The organism is Paenibacillus sp. FSL R5-0473 (genome assembly GCF_038004565.1).
Classification (GTDB): Bacteria; Bacillota; Bacilli; order Paenibacillales; family Paenibacillaceae; genus Paenibacillus; species Paenibacillus amylolyticus.
The window spans coordinates 4,989,154-5,014,230 of the sequence record NZ_JBBORL010000001.1 but is presented as its reverse complement, the minus strand read 5'-3'; the positions used below and the strand labels follow the sequence as shown (position 1 = coordinate 5,014,230).

The window sequence follows — 25,077 nt, the reverse complement described above, 5'->3', positions numbered from 1 at the left end:
CTAACTACTCTCGGCGTGATATGATCATTGTATACAACGAGGGGGTTTTTTACATGACTGATAAGTTCCAGATCGTAGGAAGTTTATTGCGGCCGGATGAGCTGCTGAAATATAAAACACAAATTGAACATAATGATGATATCCAATATCCGTTCTATGAAAACTACGAAGGATATGAGAAGTGTGAGACAGAGGCAATCAAACAAGTTGTCGCAAAGGAAATCGAACATAACTTGTCCGTGGTTACCGATGGCGAATTCTCCAAATCGATGTGGCATCTGGACTTTGTATGGGGATTTGGCGGAGTGAAGCGTTACATCGCGGATCACGGCTATTTTTTCAGAGATGTGGACGGAACTTCGAAATATGAAACACGCAAAGATATTGGATTGCGCATCACTGATAAATTGAGTGGAAAGAACCATCATTTCATTCAACTGTTCCAACAACTGCAAGACACGGCTGGCGAGCAACAAACGAAACTTTGCGTACCGTCTCCTTCCCATATTTTCGGTGAGCTTTCCTGGTCAGATAACATTGGTGGAACGGATGCTGTATATCAAAACATACAGGAACTCAAAGAGGGTCTTGTGATCGCGTATAAGGAATTCGTGGAGGAATTCGCTGCAGTGGGCGGTAAAATTCTGCAATTCGATGATTGTTTGTGGGAATTGTTTGCAGACGACAACCCGAACTCTCCTTTTACAGGGGAAAATATTAATCAAGATGAAGTAAAGGGACTTGCTACCGAATTCATTGATATTAATAATACCGTGATTGACTTTGGTCATAGCCTTGGCTTGAAAATGTGGACACATAACTGCCGCGGCAATTATGATTCCCGCAACATGGGTGGTGGATCGTATGCCAAAATTGCGAATCTGTTCCTGAAGCAATTGAAGTATGACCGTTTCTTCCTGGAGTGGGATGATGATCGTGCGGGTTCAATTGAAGCTCTGGAAGTGTTCAAGGACAGACCTGAAACGGAAATTGTACTGGGTCTGTTGTCATCCAAAACGAGTACACTCGATGATGAAGCACGTGTTGTCCGTTTGCTGGACGAAGCTTCCAAAATCATCGATAAGGATCGGCTGCTGTTGTCTCACCAATGCGGCTTTGCATCTTGTGATGGAGGTAACGAATTAAGCGAGGCTCAGCAATGGGCGAAGATTGATCAAGGGCAGAAGATTGCAAAGCAATATTGGGGCAGCACCGTCTAGAATTCAAGCTGAATGTATTGTGACCTTATAAATACATTGCTCGATCAATAGTGTTATGCACGATAATGAAACGGCGACTTTTCCTCTGGAATCTATCCAGTGAGAAGCCGCCGTATTTGTTGTGGAACGTACGTATACGTATAGGTACGTTCTCATTTCTATAACTTTTTTTAACTAATGATGGGGCTTGTCATTTTTTATTTCTGCGATTCACGCTGTGCCAGCCATTCCTTTTTCAACAAAGCATATTGATACGTATTCTCGTATTTCGGTGTGCCGTCCTCATTTTTGACAAATGAAATGAACTTCAAAAAAAGACCTTCCCGGCGCATGCCCAGCTTCTCACACAGTTTCTGAGAACGGAAGTTATCATCCTCGACATAGGCGTACAGTCTTCTGATTCCCTGTTCCATAAAGAGATTTTCGATGAAAGCATTGGCGCTCTCACTGGCGTACCCTTTCCCTTCAAATCTGCCATTAAAATTCCAACCTATACTATACGTATCTGAATTCGAATCTTTATCCGTATCGGAATCCCGATCTTCCCTCATACCAAACAGCTCACCGATCAACTCGTTACTGTCTTTCAGGCAAACCGCGATGTGGGAATCGTCACTGCTTCTTTTTGCGACCTCTGCCGCCGCATCTTCCAATGTTGAAATTTGTTGATCCATAAAACAATTCACTCTGGGATTTGCTGTGTATTCCAACAGTCCGGCTGCGTCCGTTAAGGTGAAATTTCTCAGGATTAATCGATTGGTTTTAAGTATTTGCATAAGATGATATACCTCCGGTTTTCATATCAATAGATTGGCTTTGTTCATGTTGTATCTCTTTTTATTTTACGAGACTCCCTATTCGTACTATAACTGGGTATAGCCTTGGGTTTGGCTTTGGCTTTGGTACTGTCTGACCGGGAGAACAATCCCACCAATTTCTCCCTATAGATATAACCGAATACGAACCCGATTACAGCGATAACAGAAATAATAATGGCGATTGTGTATTGTTGCATATGAATTGTGGACCCTACAACGGTAGATGCGATGATCCACGGCAGACGACCGACGATAAGGATCGTGAAGAATCTAAACGAACTAATCGATGTAAGTGCGGCGACAAATACAAGCATGTCTTTGGGCAAGCCGGGAATTACGAAAAAGATGAATAAAAAAGCGGAGAACTTCTTCTCATCATGAATTAACGACATCCACTTATTATTTTTCTTTTGCATTAGCCGTGAAATATAAGCGCGACCGATAAAACGAGTGAAATAAAAAGCAATCGCTGAGCCTATAATCAAACCTATTGTAGTATACAAGGACCCAAGTGTAACCCCATAGATATAACCGCCTGCAATCTGTACCACTTCTCCTGGAATGGGTGCAACCACGATCTGAAGAATCTGGAATAAAATAAACATGACCGGACCCCAATGGCCTGTTGAATGAATATACGCTCTGAAGTTGTCCATGGAAGACATGATTTTAATAATGGCAGGAGAATAATACACCAGTAGACCAATGGACAACATGATAAACAGACCCAACAATATGTTAATCATTACTTTTTTCGAAGGTTGTGGCATACCTGACGACCCCTTTGTCTAATAACTTCTACATATTTACAGTATAAGACGAAATTATTAAGAGATACCTACATAACTTCTGAAGAATTCTTAAGTCGATTGTATTTGCTGGTAGTCGCTAATAGCGCATATTATACTGAAATTAGACGGAGGGATCAGATGAGCAAGAAAATTCTAATTGCTGATGATAACAGTGAAATTCGTGAAATTGTAAGGATTTTGTTAGAGAGTGAGAATTATGAAGTGATTGAAGCGATAGATGGTCAAGATGCGATTGATAAAGTGAACGAAGAGACGGATCTCATTATTTTGGATATGATGATGCCCAATAAATCGGGGCTGAAGGCGTGTCTGGAGATTCGTGAAAAAACAAGCGCACCGATCCTGTTTCTCACGGCGAAAACGCAGGATTCTGACAAACAATTGGCATTTTCCTCAGGCAGTGATGACTTTTTGTCCAAACCCTTTTCCTATACAGAACTCGTTTCGAGGGTGAAGGCCTTACTGCGGAGGTATTATGTTTATCGGGGCAAGGAGAAGACCGAAGAACAGGACCAAATTATCGTTAAGGATCTTACCGTCCATCAGGATTCAAAAGCCGTGTTTGTTGGAGAGAAGGAGATTGCTCTAACTGAAATTGAATACCAGATTTTGCTGCTGTTGGCTAAGAAGCGACGAAAGGTATTCTCGGCAGAAAATATATATGAGAGTGTTTGGGGGCAACCCTACTTTTATACGTGTAATAACACAGTGATGGTTCATATTCGTAACTTGAGAGGCAAACTGGAGGATGACCCGCAGAACCCTAAATATGTGAAGACCGTTTGGGGGAAGGGGTACAAAATTGAATAGATTATTAATCGGAAAAAAGCTGAAGATTAAACTGGTTCTGGCGGTTGTCATTTCTTTGGTCATTTCCATAAGTGCACTCGTTATTTTACAAGTTGTTGGCGAGACTGTATTGGATAGTTATTTAAGCAAATCCACTTTTGTAGAGAACAGGCAGCAAGATGCGCTTGATCGATTCGAAGCATTTGTGGATAACCAGAACGTGTCAACCCGTGATCATGAGCAATTGTCTGCTTGGATAAGACATGAGCGCTACTTAAATCTGTATATTTTTGCAAAAGACAAATTGATATTTTCCTCCAACACGGAGATTGATCCTGCCATTAATGAAGAGTTGTTAACTCAATTCGTGCCATCGAAAATACCCATCACCACCATCCATTTTGCAGATCAGGATGCCCAGATATACTTGGTTAGCTTTTATGAGTATCAATATTACAACCTCATTCTGATTATTGGTGTTTTCATAGCGGCCATTGTGTTCATTGTTTCCTTTCTACTGATGATTAATAAGAAAACATCTTATATTGGGGTGCTCGAACAAGAGATCAAAATACTCGAAGGTGGAAATTTGGATTATTCGATTACGATATCGGGAAAGGATGAACTGTCATCTCTGGCCCAGAGTATTGATGAGATGAGGAAATCATTTGTGGAGCGGCTGGGCAGCGAGGAGAGGGTCAGGATGGCCAACCGTGAATTGATCACGGCGATTTCCCATGATTTGCGAACACCACTCACGATTCTATTAGGATATATGGATATCATAGAGCTCAACAAATATAAGACACATGAGGATCTATTGCAGTATATTCATAATAGCCGGGAGAAGGCTTATCAGATCAAAGTGTTGTCGGACAAACTATTTGAATATTTTACGGTATCCTCGGCCGCTGAAGAAGAGGAAGTAGAATTTGAAATGTATGAGGGCAGAGCGCTTATCGATCAACTCATAGATGAGCAATTAGTGGTTTTGGACGATATAGACGTGCAGGTTCAGACAGATGCACATCATGAGGAGTTTTTGCTGGAAATCAATCTTGTCGCCATGCGTCGCGTAATGGATAATATATTTTCAAATATTCGAAAATACGCCGATCCAGGGCATCCCGTTCATATCCAGATTTCTTTGAGGCAACAATTGGTTATTCTTGAGGTGGAGAATAAGATTAAACGTGTTGGCAAAAAGAAAGATAGCAACGAAATTGGACTCGTTAGTTGTCAGAAAATGATCCAGCAGCACAACGGGACGTTGACGGTGTCGCAGGAAAAGGATATCTTTTCACTACAGATTATGCTACCTGTCATCATCAATAAACCAACACAGACTCATATATAACGGATCTCTTGAAATGATGCTGAGTGTTCGTGGAATCCATCTTGCTGTCTAATTTTGTTACCTTAGGGTGCTGTAGTGGAGGAGCTTGCTAAATAAGCATATGCGAAAGAACATCGCTCTACCATTCACACTATACAAAAAGAGCCATGCGACAGCATGGCTCTTACATATATCGCGAGAGGGCAAGCCTTATGTTTTAAACAACAGGTGCATTCTGTTTCTTGAAATATTGTTCAATTAGAAACGCGAGCATCGGTCCGGGCTCAGCCTGCTGTAATTGAGCCTGATCGCCAAATTCCATGAGATACGGCTGTTCTGTAGTACAAGGAGTCCAATGAGGCATCAGCTTTCCGGTGGAGTCCGAACCGTTTGGGTCACCTGTAGCAATAAAGTTGGATAAGTAATTACACATCTGGCGAGCCAGATCATAATGCTTGCCTGTGAAAGGCCGCCAGCATTTGGCAAGTGTTTCGAAGAAAAACCACAGATCAACGGAGTGAAAAGTACCTGGCTGATCCCAGCCCGGAATCTCGGCGTCGAAGTTATAATAGTAGAGAGGCGTTTCAGACGGATGACCGCTGTTCGCGCAGATGGCGAGCAGAATGGCATGTTGGATCATGCGGACCGATGCTTGTTGCAGAGCATGTTCGATTTGGCCGGAATCAGCCTCACATAGTTGCAAAAAGGCAGGAGCATCCTCGCCAAATAGCTCCACAGCCATCTGCTTCAGTTCTTCCAGATTGGCTGCGGCGGGACGAGTCCAAAATTCGGAAGACGTATGCCCCAGCATTACGGGGATCGCCTCGCGCTCCTGCTGAACAAAACGAGTAAACGGATCGCCTGCGCAGAATTGTTCGTCGATGACGGTTCCCCAGAAGCTTTTGTATTCGAGTGCTTTGTCACGGAGATATTCAGCATCCAGTTGTCTCGCCTCAGCCAGGGAAGATACGCCCAGGAAGCCGAAAAATTCAACCCCTGCTTGCTCTGCATCCCTTAGTGTGGAGCGGACAGAAGGCACGCGGACCTTCGGGTACAACTCGGTAGCTATACCGCTCATGATGACGGCTCGCTGGAACAAGCCTTTATTTTGAGGAGAGGTCATCTGGCTGAGTACACTTCCTCCGCCTGCCGACTGTCCGCCGATGGTGATCTGTTCTGGATCACCGCCAAAGGCGGCAATGTTACGTTTGACCCACTGTGTACCTGCTTGCTGATCAAGATGACCAAAGTTGGCGGGTGCATGTGGGGATTCGGCACTAATCTCAGGATGGCACAGGAAGCCAAAGGCATTCAGCCGATAATTAATCGTCACAACGACAATACCTCTACGAGCGATTCGCTCGCCATCAAATTCCATTTCGGCCGTATGGCCGACTTGCAGGCCCCCGCCAAAATACCAGACAAAAACAGGCAACTTCTCGTCCGTACGCTTGGCGGGTGTCCAGACATTCAGATACAGACAATCCTCGTTCATGGGCAGGTCGGGATCAACGGCCCATTCGCGGGTATAGATATTGTTATCATCGATGACTGTTGGGGCTTGCATGGAGATGGGGGCAAAATCAAAAGCTTGCAGTACACCTTCCCAGTTCGACTGCGGTTGCGGAGCGCGCCAGCGGTTCTCACCTACAGGAGGTGCGGCAAAAGGAATTCCCTTGAAGCTGGTAATCCGCGGGTCCGCCGCGGGCAGTCCTTGCACCTGTCCATGTTCTACCGTAACCATTCTAAGCATACAACATTCTCCTCTCTGGATTTAGCATGTAAGCGTTACCGAGCATCTTATCAACGTGGCATTAGAAAGGGGGAATCAAGGTTGAATCCGATTTGGCATGAGAGCAGTAGAGCCAGTAATTTGTATTTTATCAGCGGTGGTCACAAGCCAGCTAACCCTCACCAATGGGGGCCAGGCGTGCGTGACGTTTATGCGCTGCACTATATTATCCGCGGCCAAGGGACGCTGGAGACGGGCGGCCGCGTTTTTCGGCTCGTTACGGGGGAAAGCTTTATCATATTTCCGCAAAAGGAGATTTACTATTATCCAGACCCGCAAGATCCATGGGAGTACGTCTGGGTGGAGTTTAGCGGTGAGGATGCCGGGCGGTTGCTGGGGCTGACACAGCTCTCAAAGGTACAACCCGTGGTGACGGTCTCGCCGGAGACATTGCAGCCTTTTTTCCACCTTGCCTGGAACGCGGGTGCATCATCTTATGAATTACTGCGGGCGGATGCACGTTTGCGTCTGCTGCTCTCCTACTATATGGAGCATTATCCGAAAGAGCCGCAGGTGGACGCCAAGGATTATGTCTGGCTGGCGAGAAAGTACATCGAGCAGAACTACTGGAAGCCAACATTGACCGTCACCGAGATCGTAAAGGCAGTTAATCTGGAGCGCAGTTATTTGTTTCGTCTGTTTAAGGCAGCAACCGGCAAGTCTGTTTTGGAGTATATTACATCCTGCCGAATCGAGCGCGCCTGTGAACTGTTGAAAACGTCGGGCCTGCCGATTCAATCGGTAGCTTATTCTGTCGGCTACAATGATCCGTTATATTTTTCCAAAGTATTCAAGAAAGCAACTTCACACACGCCAACAGCGTACATGACGCTCTACCGGACGAAGGTATAAAGTTAACGGAACAGGGCGCAGTTCCCGGACTCTCGGAAATAACGGATCAGCTTCTCAATAGGGTCACGTCCACAGTTCAGCTTCACTCCTATACAATCAATGCACAGAAATTGCTGAGCAGAGCGCGAGATCAATTTGAGGTAGATGCCCACATCGTCTGAAGAGAGCGGGACCTGACAGGAGGTGCACAGGCGATGTTGAGCCATCTATTTCACCAGTTTGGCCCGGACGACGAGGCAATCATGTGCTGCGACAACGGGAGCGAAGCGTTCACGGAATACGCCAAGCTCTTGATGTTCCCAGCAGTCATACAGGGACAGGGCATAACCGGCAGCATAAGGCAGACCCATATCCCAAAATTGCAAAGACAATTCCCGCTGGCTGTCGCTCAGGTTGAAGAAACCAATAGCTAGATCACCATCTGTGAGTACCTTCACCAGCATAAATACATCGTCTGTGTGAAACCATTGCGGTTCTGGTTTAATGCGGTAAGCTCCGCGCGCTTCTACATCCTGATTGATAGCGATCAGGTCAGGATTCAGGAGAATATCCTTTGTAATCTGGTTAGCCTTGCGCACGTCACATCCGATCATTAATGGGGAACCCATCATGGACCAGAGAGAGAAGTGGGTTTTATATTCGATGTCGTTGCATCCGCCGATGCTGCCAATATAATCATTGTTGCTTCCACCGTACATACCTACAATCAGCATATCCATGTCGTTATGGCAGAAGGAGCCGGTGTAGCTTTGTTTGCCCAATTGAGACAGGGCAAGTTCCTTCACTGAATCCCAATTGTCACGGATATCGCCGGTGGAGCGGTACATATGAGCGCCCGATTCCCGAATCCAATCGTATACGTCGTCGGCTCCCCAGTTGCAGGCGGAGAACAGGATATCGCGTCCGCAGTTTTTGAGCGCAAGACTCATCCGTTTGTACAGCAGCTCTCCTGAGATATGGCGCGGCTTGAAGCAGTAATCATACTTCAAATAATCAACGCCCCATTCGGCAAAAAGGGCAGCATCCTGGAATTCATGCTCGAAGCTACCTGGATACCCGGCACATGTATGCGTACCTACGCATGAATACATGCCGAATTTTAGTCCTTTGCTATGGATATAATCAGAAAGCGCTCTCATTCCACTCGGGAATTTATCCGGGTCAGCCACCAGATTGCCACTCGCATCCCGTTCCTTCAGGCTCCAGCAATCATCAATGACAATATACTCGTAACCAGCGGCCAGATAACCTTCCGATACAAACACATCAGCGACATCCCGAATTAATTGTTCGTTAATATCCCACGTAAAGGTGTTCCACGAATTCCAGCCCAGGGCAGGGGCAAAGCCTAATACTTGATTGTTGCTCATGCTCTCGCATCCTTCCTCATCTCGGTTTTGTTAACAACACTAAACTGAACATAAACGATGAGTGACGTATCCTGCCATAGCTTAACGTTGCTTGGACATGGACATATGTTGCTCTGCTTGTGCTGGGGGAATTCCCTCTTCCAATCAGGCTCTGGGCAGGTATTCAGAAGTTGTCGGTAGAAGCATAAGAAAGGAAAAATGTCTGTCTGCGAAGAAGTTATATCTATCTTTTCAGGGATCTGTGCAAAACAATGGTATAGAAGTTATGATCGGTTATAATGCTCGAACAGGTTGTCAGAGCAACAGGAAAATTTGAATAGTATTCAGTTTTTTTAGGAAAAATACTCCAGTGGGGAACCCCTCATACGTAAGGTAGTAATCCCGCCGTAACAATTATGCATATGCCAGAAGGGTTCCAATTGGATAATGTGCGATTTTCCATCGGTTTTTCGTTAAACATAAGTGTCTGTTTGATTTGATTAGATATATAATTTATAGGATTGGGAGTGTTGTGAAATGAATCGAGATGAAGTAATGCAGGAGCTTGAAGCGCTGGGCAAAGAACGAACGAAAAAAATCTATATCTCCAACGGTGCGCATGAACCGCTATTTGGCGTGGCAACCGGAGCGATGAAACCAATGGCGAAGCGGATCAAAAAGGATCAGCCTTTGGCGGAGGAACTATATGCAACGGGGAATTATGATGCGATGTACTTTGCTGGCGTGATTGCCGATCCTCAAGCGATGACGGAAGCAGATTTTGATCGTTGGATCGATGCTGCTTATTTTTACATGATCTCTGACTTTATCGTTGCTGTGACGTTAGCCGAGACAGACATTGCGCAAGAGGTTTCCAATGCGTGGATTGCTAGTGGGGATGAACTGAGAATGTCAGCGGGATGGAGCTGTTACTGTTGGTTGCTCGGCAGTCGAAAGGATGCTGAGTTTTCGGAGAATAAACTGATGGAGATGCTGGAACAGGTGAAAAAGACGATTCACGAATCTCCGGAACGAACGAAATATTCGATGAACAATTTCCTGTATACCGTTGCAACATCCTATCAACCGTTGCACGATCAGGCAGTGGAGATAGCCAAGGCTGTGGGACCTGTCGAAGTGAACAAGGACAAGCCCAAGAGCAAGCTGCTGAATGCCTCTGAGAATATCCAAAAGGCAGTGGATAAAGGTCGGACGGGGTTCAAGCGTAAATATGTAAGATGCTGAAATTTTCGCCGTATCGTCAGTTTTAACATACGGAACATATGGAGATCGTGGGATTGAAATCCACAATCTCCATGTTATAATGAGGACAGAAACAGCTTATAATGCAAAGAGAGCCGTGCGCTAACACGACTCTCTGATGCAATAGCCGCTTTTAAGGGCGGTGGGCTTAACAAGAGGATACACAATTAAGTAGACCGCAACCTTTGCAAGGGTGGGCGGTCTATTTGTGTTTCAACTCGATATAGCAGCATCAAATCTACGTATAATATAAAAAACCGAAACCTCTACATATCTTTCCTTTTAACCATTTCTTTGGCTTGCTGCCTGCCCGCCGAGAGAAAGCTGTCGCTAAGCTCAGGATCACTAACAGAGCGTGCAAGTACAAGCGAACCAACCATTGTACTGAACAGTGCACGACCGCTGGACATATCGATCTCAGCCAGATTGGAGATAAAAGTAATCATCCGCTCCAATTCATGGGTGAACACCTGCCGAACCTCTTCGGACGAACGGGATATTTCGCTGGAAAGAGCGGGGAAAATACAGCTCATTTCTGTTTGGTCGCGGTGATACGAACTCAAATAATAATCGATTACTTTATTAATTTTGGAATTCTGCTCTTCCTGATCAGCCACGTTCTTTAGAAGTGTAATGGTATCACTAATGGCATATTCGCAGGCTTCGGCAACCAATTGTTCCTTGTTGTCAAAGTGTGAATAGAACCCTCCATGAGTTAATCCAGCTCCCTTCATAATAAACGGGACACTCACCTCCTGGATACCATTGGTGCGAAAAGCTCGAGCAGCACTCTCAACAATCTTACCTCGTACTTTTATCTTATGTCCTTTGGGATAGGGCATGATCACTCACTCCATAGCTTTCATCGTTCTGCTTTTATAAAATATTATAGTCATCATAATAAAGCCTGTCAATTTGGCGACTGGATATCTGTTCATTTTCAAAAGGGACAATACGATTGTTGACGGTCTTAAAATATGATGGTTATAATATATTACGGTCATCATATTTTAAATTGGCTTTAAATCGGGAGGTATCAGAATATGGGCAAGCTTGAATCTGTGGATACGTTAGTTATTGGATCCGGTCCAGGGGGATATGTGGCGGCGCTTCGTTCTTCGCAGTTGGGGATGAAGACGGCAATTGTTGAACGTAAACAGCTTGGCGGGGTCTGTACACATGTGGGTTGCATACCATCCAAAGCCTTAATTGCGGAATCGCATCGTTATGATTGGTTCAGACAGTTTAATCAAGCTGACGCGGCAGCGACATTTAAGAATGCTCAGCATTTTAAGCAGGGGGTTGTGAATAAACAGGCAGGTGGCGTCCACTATTTGTTAAAGACTGCGGGTGTGAACATTCTGGAAGGAGAGGCCAGTCTGGTGGATGAGCACACAGCCATGATCCAGCAAACTGGACAGGAGCAAAGCATTTCTTTTAAAAATCTCATATTGGCAACGGGGTCTCGTCCAATTGAGCTGCCAGCATTTCCAGTTGGAGGTCGCATCTTATCTTCCACTGAAGCATTATCTCTACAGGAGGTTCCGAGTAGTCTGATTGTGATCGGCGGAGGTTATATTGGGGTGGAGCTTGGACAGATGTATGCCAAATTCGGAACCAAGGTAACGATTCTGGAGGGAGGCGCACAAGTATTGCCTGGATTCGAGGCGGAACTTGCAGCCCCTGTAGTCAAACAATTAAAGGCGGACGGCATCCAGATCGTAACCGGAGCGATTGCCGAAAAGGTGGAGCACAAGGCGGATTCCATTACACTTCATTATTCAAAAAATCAGGAGCAACAACAAGTTACAGCAGAATATGTACTGGTTACAATCGGCAGGAAACCCAATACAGACGGCCAGTTAGGACTGGAACGCATAGGTGTGCCCGTAACGAACAAAGGACTGGTTGAGACGGATGAACAGTGCAGAACGGTTATCCCGCACATTTATGCCATTGGAGATATTACAGCCGGTCCGGCACTTGCCCACAAAGCATCCTATGAAGCTAAAGTAGCTGCAGAGGCCATTGCGGGTCTCACCTCCAAAGTGGATTACAAGGTGATTCCGCTTGTTGTCTTTTCTGATCCGGAGCTATCCAGTGTTGGGGTAAGTGAGACGGAAGCCAAAGCGCAGGCCATTCCGGTGGTTATTGGAAAATCTTCTTTTGGAATCAACGGAAGAGCATTGGCGTTAAGGGAAACCGAAGGTTTTGTGAAAATAGTGGCTGACCCGACTTCAGGAATTGTCATTGGCGCGCAAATCGTCGGCGTGGAGGCATCTACACTGATATCGGAGCTCGCACTTGCGATCGAGATGGGAGCAACCGTGGAAGATCTGGCCATGACGATTCACCCTCATCCCACTTTGGGAGAAGTGATCATGGAGGCAGCCGAGAACGCGGTCACCAAAATGAAAAAGCAGAAATAGTCAGCAAATTTAACCATACACGAGGATTGGGAATGGGAGAGATAAAAAGATGAAGTTAAAAGCAGGTTTGTATATCGGAATTGCGATGGTGCTCATTGTTGGAGGTTCACTTTTGGCTGTTAAAGGAAAGGATGCTGTAAGTCAGGCCGAGAGCCGGAAACAAGGCATACTTGAGGCAGAGCAAACGACATTATTTTATCAGAATAGTCCCGGGACGATTGCAGAGGCGGGTGCGTCTGAAGGTGACTCTGTGAAAGAGGGAGAGGTACTTTTCAAAGTGAAATCAGCTGGGGAGGGAGATAAGGAGGTACTCGCACCGTATGACGGATTGGTTGACCGAGTTAATGTAGAGAAGGGGGATCAAGTCCAAGCAGGAGTCCCGCTAGCAGTTGTGCAAAAGAATACGTATTACACCGACCTTTACATACAGGAAAGTGAAATTCAACAGCTTGAAGTGAATCAAAGCATTGATGTTCATTTCCCTTATTTGGATCAGCCAACGCAGGTGAAGGGGAGCGTTATTTCTATCTCAACTGCTCCTCAGTTTGCGAACTTGCGTATGTCGCGGGAAAAAGGGCAAGCCGATTTAAGTATGTTTCTGGTCCGAATATCGATGGATTCGAATACCGATTTGCTTCCGGGGATGACGGCAGAGGTGAAACTTGATGAAATCACTGATTGACGAGTGGAAGTACGTCGCGGGCAGTAAGTATATACGGCTAATTTTTATTGGGCCAATGATTGCAGCCTTATTTTTCGGATTAATGTTTTCGCATAATCAACTTAATAAATCACCAGTTGTGGTCATTGATGAGGATCATAGCGAATATTCACGGCAATTGATCTCCAAAATAAATGCGTCACAATACATGAGCGTCAAAAGCGTATATGCGAGCCGAATGAGTCCTGAAACATTGCTTGCCAACGAGCAGGCTGTAGCGGTCATTATGCTTCCCAATCAGTTGGGTTTGCGTCAACAACAAGGGAAATCGACAAATATCGGCATCTTGATGGATAACACGATGCCCTCGGGGTTAACAGGTATTCGCACTGCGATTCAGGAAATCATACTGACAGAGAATATGACCCTTTCCATGACACGTCTGATCCAAAAAGGGATGGATGCCGAGACAGCTAAAGGAATCGTGTCACCGTTATCCCTTCAGCAGCGGATGCTGTTTAATCCAACCTCCAGTTATGTCGGTTTTATGGTGCTTGGATTTGTGAATATCGTAGTATTGATGATTACAACAAGTGCAGCGGGCTCAATTGTACCCCGGCTTCGTCAGGAAGGGAAACTGTTTGCAAACGGAAAGTCACCCTTTCAACTATGGGTTCGGATTGTACCTTACGTTGTGTTGAGTTCACTTTCGCTGCTTCTATCCTATGGATTATTAAAGCAGGTGGGGGGAATGCGGTTTGAAGCAGAGGCTTATCTTTTTATCATTCCGTTAGTTGTTTATGCTTTTGCTTTGTCACTCATGGGTATGCTGATTGGATACACTGCCAAAGACTTATCCAAAGTCAATCTGCGGACCAGCTTGGTATTATATCCGTCCTTTCTGGCTACGGGAATTCAACTAACGCCACTGGCGTTCCCAGAACCGTTCCAAATGTTCGCAGGGGCATTACCCATGAACTGGCTTAACCGTCTGATTCGTGGAATGGCGTTTAGGGACGGGGCGCTGACAGCCTACAGTCAGGAGTTGGGGGCATTGCTGATTATTATTGGCGGAGTGTCCTTGTTTATGGGATTACTGTTTCTGCGGGAAGCAAGGAAACTTTCTCCTGACAGGGAACCACTGTTGAATACGGATATATTACCGAGCAGTAATTAATTTTTTAAGAATCGTTAAACAACGAAAAAAGACGCACGGGAGTCATTCCTGTTGCGTCTTTCTGTTTTCTTTTAATCTCATTCGTGCCTCCCATACGGTGAGCTATTTTCCATATTCAAAAATGGATCGTGATAAAGAGGGAAATACCATAGATTGTTTCTCATTAATCGTCATCATTATATGATATAATTTCTCACTGAGAGTACAGAAATGGAGAGCAAGAACGGCTTGATCCAGCTACTCCATAGCTGCCCCTATTTGTGACCTACTGCTCAGATGAAAACTTCCAAGGGAGCACTGATTTTTAGGATATAGAGTTGCACGCAGATAAAATTATTTATTATGGGAGTTGTCTAACGAATCATGAACAAAAAAGAAGTCGCGCATATACGCAAGCAGTTTAAACTCGATCACGATCTACTGAATATTTACGATATTCTCAACGTGTATATTACGAAGGAAACGAATGAGGTCTATCACTGGGAGCGTCACCCGTTCGAACTGGTGGACAGAGAGAAGCAGGAGCTGTACATGGGCAATTTCAAAAAATTGCTGACAGGTGATTTGGATCAGAAGTTGTTTGAATTGAAGTTCCAGGAAGCGGCGGAGGACCCGGCACAGGTATTGCTTCACCAGGCTCTGGTAACAGGTGATCCGGATGAATGGCAGGATCTGATGTTACTGCTCGTGGATCGAATGTTGGTGGATACGAAGTTTGAGCGGGATATGGTAGCTACGTTCGTGCGTGGACAGTATTATCTGCCAACCAAGGCTAGAAACGAAGCCACGGAAGAGAGTGAGAAGAATGAGGTGTTCGCCCATCCGTTCATTCTGTGCAGCGTGAATTCCACGGAGAAACAGCGGAAGACACTCTTGTTTGATTACGTGGAGAGAGAATTCAAATACAACATTATTGTCGATCCGATTATCAAATTAAGCACGCCAGAGCAAGGGTTCCTGTACCCTAGCGTGACGGACAACTACTCCGATGTGAACCGTGTACTGTATTGTACAGGGAAATCTAATTTCCCGGATCCGCATTTTGTTGAAAATGTATTGAATGGAGAAAGATCCGTTACCGCACTGGAAGAACGGGCGATCTTCGAAGATATCGTCAAGGAAGTGGCCGGTGAACAGCTAGATTCAGCCACCATTGCACATGTATATGAGGAGATCAACCGGGTCATCGAGATTAACGAAGAGTCCCATGAGGAAGAACCTCCGAAGCTGGACTATAAAGATCTGGAACGTGTACTGACCGCAAGTGGTATAGAGGATCTGACAACGGAGAAAGTAGAACGTGCCTTCGAAACGATCGTTGATAACAAGAACTATGAGATGAAGGCAACCAGTGTTATGCCAAAGTTTACGTCCAAGTCCATTAAGATTGAGACCAAGGTTGCTACGATTTCGGTTAGCCCGCAAGACCTGAGATATGTGAAGCAGGTGAATTATCAAGGCAGACGTTGCATCATGATTGAAGTGGACGAAGATGTAGTGATTGAAGGCTTTACCCTTAATACAGAAAAACTCATAAATGAGTAATTGATTCTAGACAATGGTGATGTAAAATCATCCTGCAAGGACGAATGAACGTCCATCTATGTTGAAAAAAAAGCCCAAGCCAAAAGCAACACTGAACTGCTCCTGTCATAGTAGACCGTAGAAGACTACGATGGGAGCAGTTCATTATCGCCAAGGCATGGGCTTTTTTGCTGTTTCATGACTGTCGCAGCAGTTGTTTGATATCCGCTGCCGGACTGGAGCCAAGCTCCTCTTTGAGCAATTCCTCCAGCACCAGATACTGTCGCTGCGCTTCGGTTCTTCGTCCAAGCGACAGATACAACAGGATGATCTCGCGATGAATATCTTCCCGAATCGAATCAATCTGGAGGATACGTTCAAAATAATACAGCGCCCGTAACGGCTCGCCTGCCTTCGCGTGATAGTGGGCCGCAGTTTCCATCGTCATGATGAAATCCAGCTCCAGCTGTCTGGACCACGCAAAAGCCCACTCATAATGCCTTCCTTTCAGAAGTTCACCCGTATACAACGTATCCATCCGCTCGAAGAGCTCGGGGCGATGTGCCGAGGCCTGACGCATCTGCCGGAACAAAGTCTCGAACTCGTACAGATCACAGTTAATCGCTTCCCGGTCGATACGGATACCGTTTCTGTCCTTGAGAATGATCGGCACGTCACTGTTATCACCGATGGCACGCCGCACGTAGTACAGTGTGGAATTGATGTTCGTCCAGGCCTTCTGCGGACTGAGGTCCTTCCACAACGTATCGGCCAAGGCATCGCGGGTGGTTGATTTGGTATACAGCAAGAATGCCAGCAATTCTTCCGTCTTGGGCGTTCTAAGCTTGATGGGACTGTCTGCTCCGGCTCCGCCGAACACGGTGAATTCACCGAACAGACGAACGTTCAGTTTGGGTCCAGGCACCGCTGGTTCAGGTGTTGTCACGGACTTGTGAAACTTTTCCTGCAACCGTTTGATGCTGCGGTTCAGTCGCTCAGCCGTGACCGGCTTGATGACGTAATCGATGACCTCTTTGTCGAAGGCCTGCACCGCATATTCCTCATAACCGGTCACCAGCACGATTGGAAGCGAAGGATGATGTTTACGCAGTTCACCAATGAGTTGCATACCCGAGATGCGAGGCATCGTAATGTCCAGAAATGCCGCATCGAAGCTATTCTCTGCCGCATATTCACAGGCTTCCTCCGGGTCATGAAACGCACGAGATACCTTGACTTCTCCGCTTTCTGTCAAAATGCGATTCAGTCGCTTCAGCGACAAATCCTCATCGTCCACGATGATGACTTTCATCTTCATGTTTCATAACCCCCGTTCCCATCTGTGCTTAGACGTTGATTTGGAAGATCAAATGTAATCCGCGTTCCCTCGCCGTCCAGACTTTCCATCTGAAGGTGTCTGCCATACAGCAGGTTCAACCGGCTGGAAATATTCCATAGTCCAACGCCGTTACTGCCGTCCGTGGATTGCCGAATTTCGTCCATCCGTTGCTTGGTTATGCCGATTCCGTTGTCCTCGATGGTGAAACGTGTTTCCGTATCATTCAGATTGCGGATAGACAACATGACCCGACCACCGCGAATGCTGGACATCAGCCCATGCCGAATTGCGTTTTCGATCAGGGGCTGTAACGTGAGCGGTGGAATGTCCATGTTCCGGTTCACATCCGCATCCACATCAATAATGACCTCCAACCTTGAGCCAAAGCGGGCTTGCTCAATCGCTACGTATGCCTCGATCATCTCCAGTTCGTTCATCAGGCTAGTTTTTGAGTCCAGATGTTTAAAGTGCACACTCCGTCGTAAGTAACTCGATAATTGCAAAATCAATTGTTCTGCCCGATTCGGCGCATCCACGCACAATTCGGCAATGGCGTTCAGGGCGTTATACAGAAAGTGCGGGTTCATCTGTGACCGCAAAAAAGATATTTCCGCATCTCGCGCAGCTTGGACGGATGTTTTCATCCGAGTCAAACCGCCGATCCGTGCCAGCAGTTCCTCCGATTCGAACGGCTTGGATACAAAATCATTGGCGCCTTTCTCCAAGGCCAGCTTCAATTGATGGGCTTTATTACTCGCCGTCAGCATGAGTACAGGTAACTCGGAAGGAGGGAAGCGCTCCCTGATCCGTTCCAGCAATTCGTAACCCGACATGTCAGGCATCATGATATCAGCAATGACGAGATGCACGGCAGGTAGTTTGTCCAGCAGCTCCAGTACGGAAGGTGAGCGTGAAGTGACCGCATAACTATATCCTTCCAGCTTCAAGAGATTCACTATTGTCTGCAAATTAGCCGAGTCGTCATCCACAACGATGATCCATTCGTCTTTATTCCCTTGTACAATCGTTGGTTCTTCGAACCGGAGTAGCCGATTACCAGGACCTGTAGGAGCGATGGTAAGTGGCATGACGTTGGAACGTTTCTCTCCTTTATTCTCTGCCAGCGGAAAGGTCAGGATGAACGTAGCACCCATGCCGGGTGCTGATTCCGCATGAATGGTTCCGCCATGCAGCTCGACCAGCTTGCGTGTAATGCTTAGTCCTAGACCGGTGCCTCCAGCAACGACTGGCCCCGTATCCGCTTCCTGCTCGAACGGCAGGAAGATATGTTCCAGCTTGTCCGTACCGATACCACGGCCGGTATCCACAATGCGTATTTCCGCTTTGCCTTGCACGACCGTAGCTTTGATGCTTACCGTGCCACGTTCCGTGAACTTAACGGCATTGCCGATCAGATTATGCAAAATCTGAATCAGTCGGTTGCCGTCTGCATAGATCGGCGGGAAATGCGCCGGGATGCGGTTGATAAGCTCCACCTTTTTCGCGCCAAGCAGGAAGGAGTGCATACGCATGACCGATTCGACAAACGAGTACAGATCGGTCGAAGACCGGTGGAGCGGGATGTCGCCATGTTTCATTTTCGAATAATCCAGTAATTCATCGACCAGATAGGTTAATCGTCTGCCACTTCCCGTCACGATCGCCAGATTGTGCGCTTGCTCATCGGTAAGGGGACCTTCTGCGCCTTTAAGCAGGCTTTCACTGATGTTAACAATCGCGTTCAGCGGTGTTTTGAGCTCATGCGAAGTATTGGACAGGAAGTCGTCCTTCACCTTGTCCAGCAAGAGCAACTGATCTTTGAGGGTGCGGACCGTACGATAGGCCTCGAAGAACCGAAGCACCGCTAGAAACAGCATCAGGATGCTGAACAGGACAATGGAAGCCTGCCCGATATTCATATTTTCCTTGAGCGAGATCGAGAAGAGATTAATGTCCAGACAATACAGCATGATGCTTAAGAGAGCTGCGTACCACAGAAAAGTAGACAGCCGTTCGCCTTTCTCACTGGTTAGGAACTGTTTTGCACATTGATACAGCAACCAGAGCAACATCAACGTGTACATAACGACGACGTAAGGCGCAGCCAGCCCGTAGATGGAAATAGGCAGGAGCGTGACCATACATAAGTAAGCTCCGAAGATGATCAGGATCAACGCCGTGAGCATACCGGACAGGATGCCTGTTTTGAATCGGTAGAAGTAAAAGGTTAACAGACCCAGACATGCCACAGAGCAGAAATCTTTTAATTTATAGAGCGTGCTAAAGGAGATTTCCGTGCCCGCCATCGATAACACACGTTCGCTGATCATGCCGTTATAGAGTGCATACAGGAGACAGATTAGACCAATCAGCAGCAGGGAATCGTCTCTGTTTCGGTAGAGTGCAGACCCTAGGTAACTGATGAGGAATATGATCGAAATGGTACCCAGTACAGCAAGCGTGCCAAATTCGATAGCTGTGTTGAATTGATGTTTTTTCAGCATGGCTGCTTGTTCGCCAAAAAAGAGTGGACCCGGAATGCCAGAGTCCGTGTAATCGTAATTAGCCACCCGGATCAAAATCTCAATGTCACCGCCATGATAGGGGAAAAAGCCAATCTGGGGGGAGTTGCCTGGTCGGTAACCTGCGGATTTTGCCACGGCATGCCCGTCTTCCAGCAGCTTGTTGCCATTGATGTAGATTTCGCTGGCAAAACGAATGTTCATTTTTTTGATCGCTAGCGTTCCTTCAACAGGTGCATTACGCAGCACCAGTCGATACGTGGCGAAGCCGTGGGTTGGCAGTCGTTCGCCATCCACTTTAAGTCGATTCCAGGAGCCGGGAACGGTTGCATAGGTGTCGGGTGCTTTCGTTGGACCAGCCTGATTCGATGTTGCAGATTCGTCAGGAAGCAATCGCTCCCAGTAAAATTCCCACTCCCCGTCCAGCTTGATCCGCTCGTCTTGTTCAGGGTTCCAGGCCGAGAGGTCCAGAACACCTTGACGGGCATGAAGCGCAGCAGATTGTGGTTCTCTGATCGTTGATAGCAGCAGTACGGTAATGGCAAGTGCAACAGTCAGGACAACGCCTGAAATTTTTAATAACACGAAATGCTGCTCCTTTAGAGATTGTTCAATCCTTTGGTAGCTTCGGACAAAATCTCTTGTATTCTATCGGCATTGTAGCGAATATCTCTGGGGGGCGCAATCATATTTCGACAAATTCCTTCATACCCACCCCGTGAATTCCAATATTGAGGCTTTTGCAGACTGTGCTTCTGTATGAGCGCCTTTGCGCCAGGCTTTAGGCGATTCGCCCATCAGTTTGGCGAAGCAGCGGTTAAAGCTGGAAATGGATCGGAAGCCGACCTGCTCAGAGATGGACAGAATGGAGGCCTCGGTGCTTTTTAATCGTTTGCATGCCTCTTCAATCCGGGTACTATTCAGAAAATCAAGCGGTGTGGTTCCCATAATTTCATGGAACTTGCGGCGAAAATGCGTTGTACTCAGATGACACAGATCAGCGAGGTAATCGATGGTCACAGGCATCATATAGTTTTTGGTGATAAACTGCAGCACAGGTGAGATGACCAAGTCACCTTGGAGGTCTCGTTCCCGTTCCTGATCCTGAGATGACAAGCGTTCGCTGCTCGCATGAATTCGAAGCAGTTCGATATATAGAGACATCAACAAGCCGTACGCGCTCTCCCGATAGTAGGGGGACTGCTGCTTCATTTCTTCAACGATTGAAGTTGCGAGCATATGAATTTTGGGATGCTGTTCCTTATTCAGAATGCAATTGGTTCCCTGAATCGCCCATAGATTCGGTTCAATGTGAGTTTGTGCTGTTTTGAGCGAGTGACGGAAGAGTTCTTCCGGTGAAAAAAAGATATAAGCCCACAGGCTGGCGTTATTAGGTGAACTGTATGTGGTATGCGGAAGATAGCGGGGAATGAAGGTGACGTCGCCTGCCCGAAAAGGTACAGATTCCCCCTTAATCTCCATGATGCCTCCATCTGAATAACAGATGCCAATCTCCATGTGGTTATGGAAATGAAGATGCTCACTCTTGATATCGGATATTCTCCAGCGGTCTCCACTGAGTAACAGGACAGGAAAATCAATGGGCAGGCTGTAGTGGCGATATTCAATTACAGGTTTCTTCGGTTTGGGCATTTTCGAGGACTCCTATGTATAAATGATTGAAATTGCACAGTTTTGTTGCGAATATGCTTAGATTGAGACTATTTTACTGCGTACAATGGAATAAGTAAAGCGTTTACAAAAATGGACGGACACCTCTCAGGGCGCACTTGGGGGCGTGTGCGCAGGGAGAGGGGAATAACAATGCTTCAAGTGAAATATGACAGGGATCAGATTCTACACGTAATCGAGAACGTTACCAAGAAAACACTGGATATGGATCTGACATGGGATTGGCCCGGTGGAGTGGCTTATTATGGTGTATCCAGAGCCTATCAAACGACAGGCAACCAAGAGATTTTGGACAGGCTGGTGAAATGGGCAGACGAATATATAGAGCTAGGCCTGCCAAGTTGGACGGTAAATACATGTGCCATGGGTCATGTGCTCATCACTTTATATGAAGAAACCGGAGATCAGAAATATTGGGACATTGTCCTCAGCAAGGTTGATTATCTCCAGAATCATGCGCTTCGCTTTGGAGACAATGTGCTTCAGCATACGGTATCCGTTTCCAATGATTTTCCGGAACAGGCTTGGGCGGATACCTTGTTTATGGCGGCATTTTTCCTGCTTCGCGTAGGTAGCAAATTAAAAGACGAAGCCATGATTCAGGATGCGTTGAATCAGTATTACTGGCATATCAAATACCTGCAAGATCCGAGCAGCAGTCTGTGGTATCACGGTTATAACAATATCAACAAGGACCATATGTCCGGATTTTACTGGGGAAGAGCGAACGCTTGGGGAGCCTATACCATGTCTCAGGTGAAATCTCAGCTCAACGACTGGTACTTGTATCCCCAATGTATGGACGTAGAGTGTGCACTTCGCGATCAATTGGCGGCTCTCAAGCTGGTGCAGACCGAGAATGGCTTGTGGCGTACGGTTCTGGATGACGAAGAATCGTATGAAGAGGTGTCAGCTTCCGCGGGTATTGCAGCAGCCATGATCAACAACGGCAATCCACTGCATACCAAATACGTGCAAAAGGCACTGGAAGGCATCCTGAACAACATTAGCGAAGATGGGCGCGTGCTTGGTGTATCTGGCGGTACGGCGGTAATGAAGGATCGGGATGGCTATCGCAATATTCCAAAAGACTGGATTCAGGGCTGGGGTCAGGGCCTGGCACTCGCTTTTCTGTCCGATATGTTGAGATAGGGAGGGAACCCAAATGTCCAAATTAACCAAAGGCTCCTTTACACTACCGGGAGAATCCGGTTATGAAGCACTGACGCTTGAACTTGCCAACCGCTGGGGTGCCGATGTGATCCGTGACAGTGACGGTACAAAGTTGTCCGATGAGATTATCAATGCCGGATACGGCATCTATTCAACCATTTGCATTATTCGGGATCATAATGAGTGGGCATCCCGTAATCTGGATAAGTTGCAGCAATGTTTTCTCATTACGAATCCGAAGGTTGCTGTGCAAGATTATGTATCCATCTATCTGATGGAGGACTTCTTCGCTGAACAATTCAGGGTGAATGATTCGAAAGAAGCGTTTAAGTATTGGCAGGTGTACGACCGAACGACTGGGGAAGAAGTTCCTAGAGGACAGTGGAATTATGAAAGGGAATCTGGCAATGTTGTCATTACCGGTGTTGCTCCTTGGCATAAATACACGGTGAGTTTCATGGTTTATCGGATCTGGGAAGAGATTTCCATGTACAATCATACAACGAATAATTGGGACAAAGAGCATCTGATGCAGATTGACCCGATCTATACGGACACCCAAACCTATCTGCTGGATTGGATGGAAAAGTGGTGCCAAGGCCACCCGGAAACAACGGTTGTACGTTTTACGTCCCTATTTTATAACTTCGCCTGGATCTGGGGCAGTGATGAGCGGAATCGCCATCTGTTCTCGGATTGGGGTTCATACGATTTCACGGTAAGTTCGAGAGCGCTGGATCTGTTTGCTCAAAAATATGGGTACTCACTCTCCGCCGAGGACTTTGTAAATGGCGGTAAATATCAGGTCACTCATACGCCTGCGGATCAGCGCAAACTGGACTGGATGGCATTTATCAATGATTTTGTGATTGAATTCGGTAAAAAGTTAATTGATATTGTACACAATCATGACAAGCTGGCGTATGTCTTCTATGATGACAGCTGGGTAGGCATGGAGCCGTACAATGATCGCTTTGAGGAATTTGGATTCGACGGCATGATCAAATGTGTGTTCTCCGGTTATGAGGCAAGAATGTGCTCCGGCGTTAAGGCTGATACCCATGAGATTCGCTTGCATCCCTACTTGTTCCCAGTTGGCTTAGGCGGGCTTCCTACCTTCAAAGAGGGAGGAGACCCTACCCTGGATGCGAAGAAATACTGGATTAATATCCGGCGTGCGCTGCTGCGTGAGTCGATTGACCGGATTGGACTGGGTGGATATTTGCATCTTGTTGAGCCTTACCCGGATTTTGTGGATTATATCGAGAAGATTGCCCATGAATTCAGGGAAATGAAAGAGCTGCATCAGGCTGGAAAACCATATCAGATCAAAACAAAGGTAGCCGTGCTGCATAGCTGGGGCAAGTTAAGATCGTGGACCTTGTCCGGTCATTTTCATGAAACGCATATGCATGATCTGATTCATGTGAATGAGGCATTAGCCGGGTTGCCTGTTGACGTGCAGTTTATTGATTTTGATGATATTCGACAGGGGGCATTGAAGGATGTAGATGTCGTCATCAATGCCGGCTCTGCAGGTTCAGCATGGAGCGGTGGAGCGCATTGGAGTGACCACAAGTCTGTGGACTTATTGACACAATGGGTGTATGAGGGTGGTACCTTTATTGGCATTAACCAGCCTTCGGCAATGGACGGGTACGACAGCTATTTTAGAATGGCCCATGTGCTTGGGGTAGATGAGGATACAGGTGCAAGGGTTGTTCATGGAAAATGGTCGTATGAAGTTAATGATGAGTATGGTTTGGTGCCTGAGGGGGCCAGCATACTTCCGAAAGATAACATTTATCTTACTGATGGATCAGCAGCTGTAGTGAATGAAACGGATGGTCAGATCACACTGTCCACACATGCTTTTGGAAAAGGAAAAGGGATCTACCTGCCTTCCTTCGAATTCAGCTGGGAAAATACAAGACTACTTCTGAATTTGATTCGATTTGCGGGCAATGAATTCCATGAAACAAAGTACATCACGGATAACTTGTATACTGAGTGCGCCTATTACCCCGAGAGCAACATATTGGTTGTGATCAATAATAGCAATCAGGTTCAGTCCACGACGATCAATACAGAGCATGGAAAACAGACCGTGGAATTGGAGCCGTATGATACGGTGATCACCAAAATTGGTTTAACAAAATCGGTATCCCCATAGAATAATGACTCGATAGACCGTATTCCTTAACCAGGGAGCGGTCTATTTTAGTTATTAGGACGTGTCTGAAAACTCTGAAGAAAGCAGATTTTATCGTACGGATATTACTTTATAGTTTTAACACTATTTAGTAGAATATTTAAATAAGGATAGGGA

At 46.3% G+C, this 25,077-nt stretch carries 20 protein-coding genes; 11 read left to right on the top strand and 9 right to left on the bottom strand.

The annotated features are described in order from the left end of the window. Nucleotides 1–53 precede the first annotated feature (53 nt). A complete protein-coding gene (locus MKY28_RS21940) occupies nt 54–1,220 on the top strand; it encodes a cobalamin-independent methionine synthase II family protein (RefSeq protein ID WP_076253801.1) in 1,167 nt (388 codons plus the stop codon). A 197-nt stretch (nt 1,221–1,417) separates the two neighbouring features. Here MKY28_RS21940 and MKY28_RS21935 read toward each other — a convergent pair whose 3' ends face one another. Together MKY28_RS21935 and MKY28_RS21930 are read right to left on the bottom strand one after the other, a co-directional pair. Beyond that, nucleotides 1,418–1,996 carry a GNAT family N-acetyltransferase gene (locus MKY28_RS21935; RefSeq protein ID WP_340937011.1) on the bottom strand — a complete coding sequence of 193 codons (579 nt, stop codon included), beginning with the start codon at nt 1,994–1,996 and terminating at the stop codon, nt 1,418–1,420. A gap of 44 nt (nt 1,997–2,040) precedes the next feature. Then, the gene (locus MKY28_RS21930) at nt 2,041–2,808 is read right to left on the bottom strand and encodes a TVP38/TMEM64 family protein (RefSeq protein WP_340937010.1); all 768 of its coding nucleotides are present in this window, start codon (nt 2,806–2,808) and stop codon (nt 2,041–2,043) included. 159 nt (nt 2,809–2,967) lie between these two features. Here MKY28_RS21930 and MKY28_RS21925 point away from each other — a divergent pair, with 159 nt between their 5' ends. Together MKY28_RS21925 and MKY28_RS21920 are read left to right on the top strand one after the other, a co-directional pair. Next, nucleotides 2,968–3,660 carry a response regulator transcription factor gene (locus MKY28_RS21925; RefSeq protein WP_017690627.1) on the top strand — a complete coding sequence of 231 codons (693 nt, stop codon included), beginning with the start codon at nt 2,968–2,970 and terminating at the stop codon, nt 3,658–3,660. Then, nucleotides 3,653–4,996, top strand: coding sequence for a sensor histidine kinase (locus tag MKY28_RS21920; RefSeq protein ID WP_340937009.1), 1,344 nt, complete (start codon nt 3,653–3,655; stop codon nt 4,994–4,996). The genes MKY28_RS21925 and MKY28_RS21920 overlap by 8 nt, the downstream gene beginning before the upstream one ends. Before the next feature lie 196 nt (nt 4,997–5,192). On the opposite strand, the gene MKY28_RS21915 is transcribed toward MKY28_RS21920, so the two are convergent. Then, nucleotides 5,193–6,728 carry a carboxylesterase/lipase family protein gene (locus tag MKY28_RS21915; protein ID WP_340937008.1) on the bottom strand — a complete coding sequence of 512 codons (1,536 nt, stop codon included), beginning with the start codon at nt 6,726–6,728 and terminating at the stop codon, nt 5,193–5,195. A gap of 81 nt (nt 6,729–6,809) precedes the next feature. On the opposite strand from MKY28_RS21915, the gene MKY28_RS21910 reads away from it, so the two are divergent. Then, nucleotides 6,810–7,619, top strand: coding sequence for a helix-turn-helix domain-containing protein (locus MKY28_RS21910; protein WP_340937007.1), 810 nt, complete (start codon nt 6,810–6,812; stop codon nt 7,617–7,619). Between the two features lie 2 nt (nt 7,620–7,621). On the opposite strand, the gene MKY28_RS21905 is transcribed toward MKY28_RS21910, so the two are convergent. Both MKY28_RS21905 and MKY28_RS21900 read right to left on the bottom strand, forming a co-directional pair. After that, nucleotides 7,622–7,825, bottom strand: a complete 204-nt coding sequence (locus MKY28_RS21905; protein WP_339285510.1) for a hypothetical protein — start codon at nt 7,823–7,825, stop codon at nt 7,622–7,624. Then, on the bottom strand, nt 7,826–8,989 hold the full coding sequence (locus MKY28_RS21900) for a glycoside hydrolase family 27 protein (protein WP_036606020.1): 1,164 nt from the start codon (nt 8,987–8,989) through the stop codon (nt 7,826–7,828). It abuts the gene before it with no gap. A gap of 516 nt (nt 8,990–9,505) precedes the next feature. On the opposite strand from MKY28_RS21900, the gene MKY28_RS21895 reads away from it, so the two are divergent. Further along, on the top strand, nt 9,506–10,213 hold the full coding sequence (locus MKY28_RS21895) for a DNA alkylation repair protein (RefSeq protein ID WP_340937006.1): 708 nt from the start codon (nt 9,506–9,508) through the stop codon (nt 10,211–10,213). Nucleotides 10,214–10,497: 284 nt separating this feature from the next. Here the strand turns inward: MKY28_RS21895 and MKY28_RS21890 are convergent, their stop codons facing one another. Further along, a complete protein-coding gene (locus MKY28_RS21890) occupies nt 10,498–11,073 on the bottom strand; it encodes a TetR/AcrR family transcriptional regulator (RefSeq protein ID WP_340937005.1) in 576 nt (191 codons plus the stop codon). Between the two features lie 201 nt (nt 11,074–11,274). Here MKY28_RS21890 and lpdA point away from each other — a divergent pair, with 201 nt between their 5' ends. From lpdA to MKY28_RS21870, 4 genes are all read left to right on the top strand, one after another. Next, nucleotides 11,275–12,660, top strand: coding sequence for a dihydrolipoyl dehydrogenase (lpdA, locus tag MKY28_RS21885; protein ID WP_340937004.1), 1,386 nt, complete (start codon nt 11,275–11,277; stop codon nt 12,658–12,660). Between the two features lie 49 nt (nt 12,661–12,709). After that, nucleotides 12,710–13,342 (top strand): HlyD family efflux transporter periplasmic adaptor subunit, encoded by a 633-nt coding sequence (locus MKY28_RS21880; RefSeq protein ID WP_101314766.1) that lies wholly within the window; start codon nt 12,710–12,712, stop codon nt 13,340–13,342. Next, entirely contained in the window at nt 13,326–14,498 is a 1,173-nt protein-coding gene (locus tag MKY28_RS21875; protein WP_101314767.1) for an ABC transporter permease, read from the top strand. The genes MKY28_RS21880 and MKY28_RS21875 overlap by 17 nt, the downstream gene beginning before the upstream one ends. 363 nt (nt 14,499–14,861) lie before the next feature. Next, nucleotides 14,862–16,043, top strand: coding sequence for a DUF4317 domain-containing protein (locus tag MKY28_RS21870; protein WP_036668338.1), 1,182 nt, complete (start codon nt 14,862–14,864; stop codon nt 16,041–16,043). Nucleotides 16,044–16,218: 175 nt separating this feature from the next. On the opposite strand, the gene MKY28_RS21865 is transcribed toward MKY28_RS21870, so the two are convergent. The 3 genes from MKY28_RS21865 to MKY28_RS21855 form a co-directional block, all read right to left on the bottom strand. Continuing rightward, nucleotides 16,219–17,340: a response regulator gene (locus MKY28_RS21865; RefSeq protein ID WP_340937003.1), complete on the bottom strand. Its 1,122-nt coding sequence runs from the start codon at nt 17,338–17,340 to the stop codon at nt 16,219–16,221. Further along, nucleotides 17,337–20,468, bottom strand: coding sequence for an ATP-binding protein (locus MKY28_RS21860; RefSeq protein ID WP_340937002.1), 3,132 nt, complete (start codon nt 20,466–20,468; stop codon nt 17,337–17,339). Before MKY28_RS21860 ends, MKY28_RS21865 begins: the two co-directional genes overlap by 4 nt. Nucleotides 20,469–20,588: 120 nt before the next feature. Next, complete coding sequence (locus MKY28_RS21855) at nt 20,589–21,536, bottom strand: AraC family transcriptional regulator (protein WP_340937001.1); 948 nt, start codon at nt 21,534–21,536, stop codon at nt 20,589–20,591. Between the two features lie 171 nt (nt 21,537–21,707). Between MKY28_RS21855 and MKY28_RS21850 the strand changes: the two genes are divergently transcribed. Continuing rightward, nucleotides 21,708–22,727 (top strand): glycoside hydrolase family 88/105 protein, encoded by a 1,020-nt coding sequence (locus MKY28_RS21850; protein WP_340937000.1) that lies wholly within the window; start codon nt 21,708–21,710, stop codon nt 22,725–22,727. Between the two features lie 13 nt (nt 22,728–22,740). After that, nucleotides 22,741–24,921 carry a 1,3-beta-galactosyl-N-acetylhexosamine phosphorylase gene (gene gnpA / locus MKY28_RS21845; RefSeq protein WP_340936999.1) on the top strand — a complete coding sequence of 727 codons (2,181 nt, stop codon included), beginning with the start codon at nt 22,741–22,743 and terminating at the stop codon, nt 24,919–24,921. Nucleotides 24,922–25,077: the final 156 nt, after the last annotated feature.